Source organism: Pseudomonas sp. (assembly GCF_036404235.1).
Lineage (GTDB): Bacteria > Pseudomonadota > Gammaproteobacteria > Pseudomonadales > Pseudomonadaceae > Aquipseudomonas.
This window is the reverse complement of sequence record NZ_DASWOT010000120.1, coordinates 1-3,489: the sequence shown is the minus strand read 5'-3', so window position 1 is coordinate 3,489 and position 3,489 is coordinate 1. Positions and strand designations below refer to the sequence as shown.

The 3,489-nt window shown below is 60.2% G+C and carries 2 protein-coding genes and 1 pseudogene; 2 read left to right on the top strand and 1 reads right to left on the bottom strand.

Annotated elements, in window-relative coordinates; translation table 11 throughout:
• Positions 1-79 precede the first annotated feature (79 nt).
• A pseudogene (locus tag VGC62_RS15550) lies at positions 80-627 on the bottom strand (recombinase family protein).
• 419 nt (positions 628-1,046) lie between these two features.
• On the opposite strand from VGC62_RS15550, the gene istA reads away from it, so the two are divergent.
• A complete protein-coding gene (gene istA / locus VGC62_RS15545) occupies positions 1,047-2,555 on the top strand; it encodes an IS21 family transposase (protein ID WP_331187968.1) in 1,509 nt (502 codons plus the stop codon).
• On the top strand, positions 2,542-3,303 hold the full coding sequence (gene istB, locus VGC62_RS15540; RefSeq protein WP_331187967.1) for an IS21-like element helper ATPase IstB: 762 nt from the start codon (positions 2,542-2,544) through the stop codon (positions 3,301-3,303). Before istA ends, istB begins: the two co-directional genes overlap by 14 nt.
• The last annotated feature ends 186 nt before the right edge of the window (positions 3,304-3,489 follow it).

Sequence of the window (3,489 nt, the reverse complement as noted above, 5' to 3'; positions counted from 1 at the left end):
GTCACGACACGAAAGTGCTCTGAGTGTCCGGCTTGAAGGAACAGAATACGAACGATCTCTCGCGCGGCCTTGATCAGCGTTAAGCGTCCTGCTCGCGCAATGCTTCGTAGAACGCCGTCTTGCCGACCTTGAGCCGGGTCGCAGCCTCGCGGACGGTAAGCCCCTTGGCGACCATCATGCGAGCCCGCTGGAGCTTGTCGCCTACCACGACTGGTTGCAACCACCCTTTCGGCCCCGGGCCGCAGCCGCCACCAGACCGGCACGCGTGCGTTCCTGGATCAGGTCACGCTCTAACTGCCCAAGTGCGCCGAACAGGTGGAACACCAACCTGCCGCCTGGAGTGGTGGTGTCGATTGCCTCGGTTATGGAGCGGAAACCGACGCCCCGCTTTTCCAAAGCCGTGACCGTCTCAAGCAGATGCGGCAGCGATCGGCCAAGGCGATCTAACTTTCACACAACCAGCACATCGTTCTCTCGCACGTAGGCGAGGGCTGCCAGCAGGCCAGCCCGGTCGGTTCTGGCGCCGGACGCGCGATCCTTGAACACCTTCGAGCATTTCACCGCCGCGAGTGCATCAATTTGCAACGCTGGATCCTGATCGAGGGCGCTGACGCGCGTGTAGCCGATCTATGCCAAAGCCAGTCTGTCCGTTTTCCCGTCCGGCAACCATCTTGTCCGGTTTGCCGTCTTCGACCCAGGATTTACGGACACATCAAAGGTGGCCGTTCAACGGTCGTTTGGCGGACAGGTGCTCAAACCCGCCGGACACAGCTTTAGGCTGCTTCTGGCCGGAAGCCGAATGGCAGGTTCGGGCGGTGTCGGTGAGACACCTGCCGTTCGAGCACCCATTTGTTTCAACCGAAATCGACCGATCCAGATCGTACAGATCAGCCGCGACGCTCGCCGAAAGCGGACCTTCGACTGCGGCGCCTCCTCAGAGCTGTAAAACAGCGTGCAAAACTTTCCAGATTCCGGGGGTAAACAGCGTTCAATAGTTTCCACCCTGGTCTGTGCGATCATCCGGCGTTTTTGCCGGAGAATCTGGGGTGGTATTCATGGATATAATTGCCGAGATCCGGCGCCGTCATTTGGTCAGCAAGGAGAGCATCAGTTCGATTGCGCGAGACCTGAAACTGTCACGTCCGACGGTGCGCAAGCATCTGCGTAGCCAGTCTGAACCGGCGTATCGACGCCAAAAGCAGCCAACGCCGATGCTGGGGACGTTTCAGGCGACGCTGGAGAGCTGGCTGCAAACCGAACGTCTGCTGCCCAAGGCACAACGGCGCACGGCGCGGCGGTTGTTCGAGGGTTTGCAGGCGGAGGGTTATCGCGGTGCCTATGACAGCGTGCAACGGTTCGTGCAGCGCTGGAAAGCGGCCAAACCTGGCCCGGCTCTGACGCAGGCCTATGTTCCGCTGGCGTTTGCGCCTGGTGAGGTCTGTCAGTTCGACTGGAGCCACGAGCACGTCGAGCTCAACGGCGTCATGCAGACCGTCAAGGTGGCGCATTTTCGTCTGGCATTCAGCCGCCAGATGTTCGTCGTGGCTTATCCTCGAGAGACCCAGGAGATGGTTTTCGACGCGCACAACCGCGCCTTTGCCTTCTTCGGTGGCGTGCCGCAGCGCATGGTGTATGACAACCTCAAGGCAGTTGTAGATACGATCTTCACTGGCAAGGAACGGCTGTTCAACCGCCGCTTCATGGTGCTGGCCAACCACTATCTGTTTGAACCTGTCGCCTGCACCCCGGCATCGGGCTGGGAAAAGGGACAGGTCGAGAACCAGGTCGGCAACGTCCGCGAATGGCTGTTCACGCCGCTGGCTCGCTTTGCCAGCTTCGAGGCGTTGAACACATGGCTGGCAACGCGTTGCCGCGAGTTGGCTGAGCGCAAGCACCCGCTGACCCCGGAGCGTTCGATCGCCGCCTGCTTCATTGACGAGCGGCCTGCTTTACGGCCGATCACCGCACCGTTCGATGGTTATGTCGAGCATATGCTGCGGGTCTCCAGCACCTGCCTTGTGGTACTGGACCGCAATCGCTACAGCGTTCCAGCGGAATTCGCCGGTCGTGCGGTCTCGCTGCGCTGCACAGCGGCCGAGATCCGCGTCGTCGCCGATGGTGCGATGATCGCCCAACACGCGCGTCGCTTCGGACGGGATCAGTTGATCTGCGATCCGTGGCACTATCTGCCGATCCTGGAACGAAAACCCGGCGCGCTGCGCAATGGCGTGCCGTTCCGCGAATGGGAGCTGCCGCTCGCCATTCAGCTTGTGCGCGACCACATCCTCAAGCAGCCCAAGGGCGACCGGGCGTTCGTCGAGTTGCTGATGATGGCACGCGAGGTCGGCCTGGAACCTCTGCAAGTGGCTTGCGAGCTGGTGTTGGACGGCAATGTCGTCACCGCCTCGGTGGTCATGAACGAGATGCGTCGACTGCTCGCGCCCACGCAGCCAATGGCACTGAGCGTGCCGGACATGCTGAAGCTGCAGCGTGAACCGCTGGCTGATTGTGCCCGCTACGACCATTTGCGTGGAGCCAGCCGTGTCCTCCACTAATCCACCCGCACCTGATCGCCTGGCCCAACTCAATGCGCTGCATCTGTATGGCATGGCGACGGCCTGGAGCGAGTTGGCGGCCGAGGGACCACGGCGGCCGCTGCAACCCGAAGCTTGGCTGGATCGGTTGATTGAAGCCGAACTGGCCGATCGCCAGGTGCGAAGCCTACGCTATCAGCTCAAGACAGCGCGCTTTCCGGTGCATCGGGATCTCACTGGGATCGATTGGGCGGAAACGCCCTTGCCACAAGCGCAGATCCAGCAACTGGCAACGGCTGGGTTCATGCAAACCGCGCACAACCTGATCCTGGTCGGCGGGACCGGAACGGGAAAAACCCACGTGGCAACAGCCTTAGGTGTGGCAGCCATCCATCATGGCAAACGCGTCCGCTTCTATAACGCTGTCGATCTGGTGAACCAGTTGGAACGCGAGAAACAGCAGGGAAAGGCCGGAAATATGGCCCGCCAACTGGCCCACATCGACGCTATTATCCTTGATGAACTGGGCTATTTGCCATTCCCTGCCTCCGGTGGCGCGCTGTTGTTCCATCTAATCAGCCAACTCTACGAAAAGACCTCGCTGATCATCACCACCAATCTCTCATTCGCCGAATGGGTGGGCGTCTTTGGCGATGCCAAAATGACCACAGCCTTGCTCGACCGCATCACTCATCACTGCGATATCCTGGAAACCGGCAACGATTCGTTCCGCTTCAAACAGCGCCAGAAACAGCCCAAATCAAGCTGACCAAGTGGAAAGTTTTGGACGCTGTTACCTGGAAACTTTTCAACGCTGATTGACACCTGGCCGAGATGAACCGCAAGCTGATCGAGCTGCTGACCCCGGCGCAAAAGAATGACAGGGGTCAATCGATAGCAGTCTCAATGGCGCGCCTGGCCGATGAGGTCGAACGGCAGAATCGGGGCATGGAGG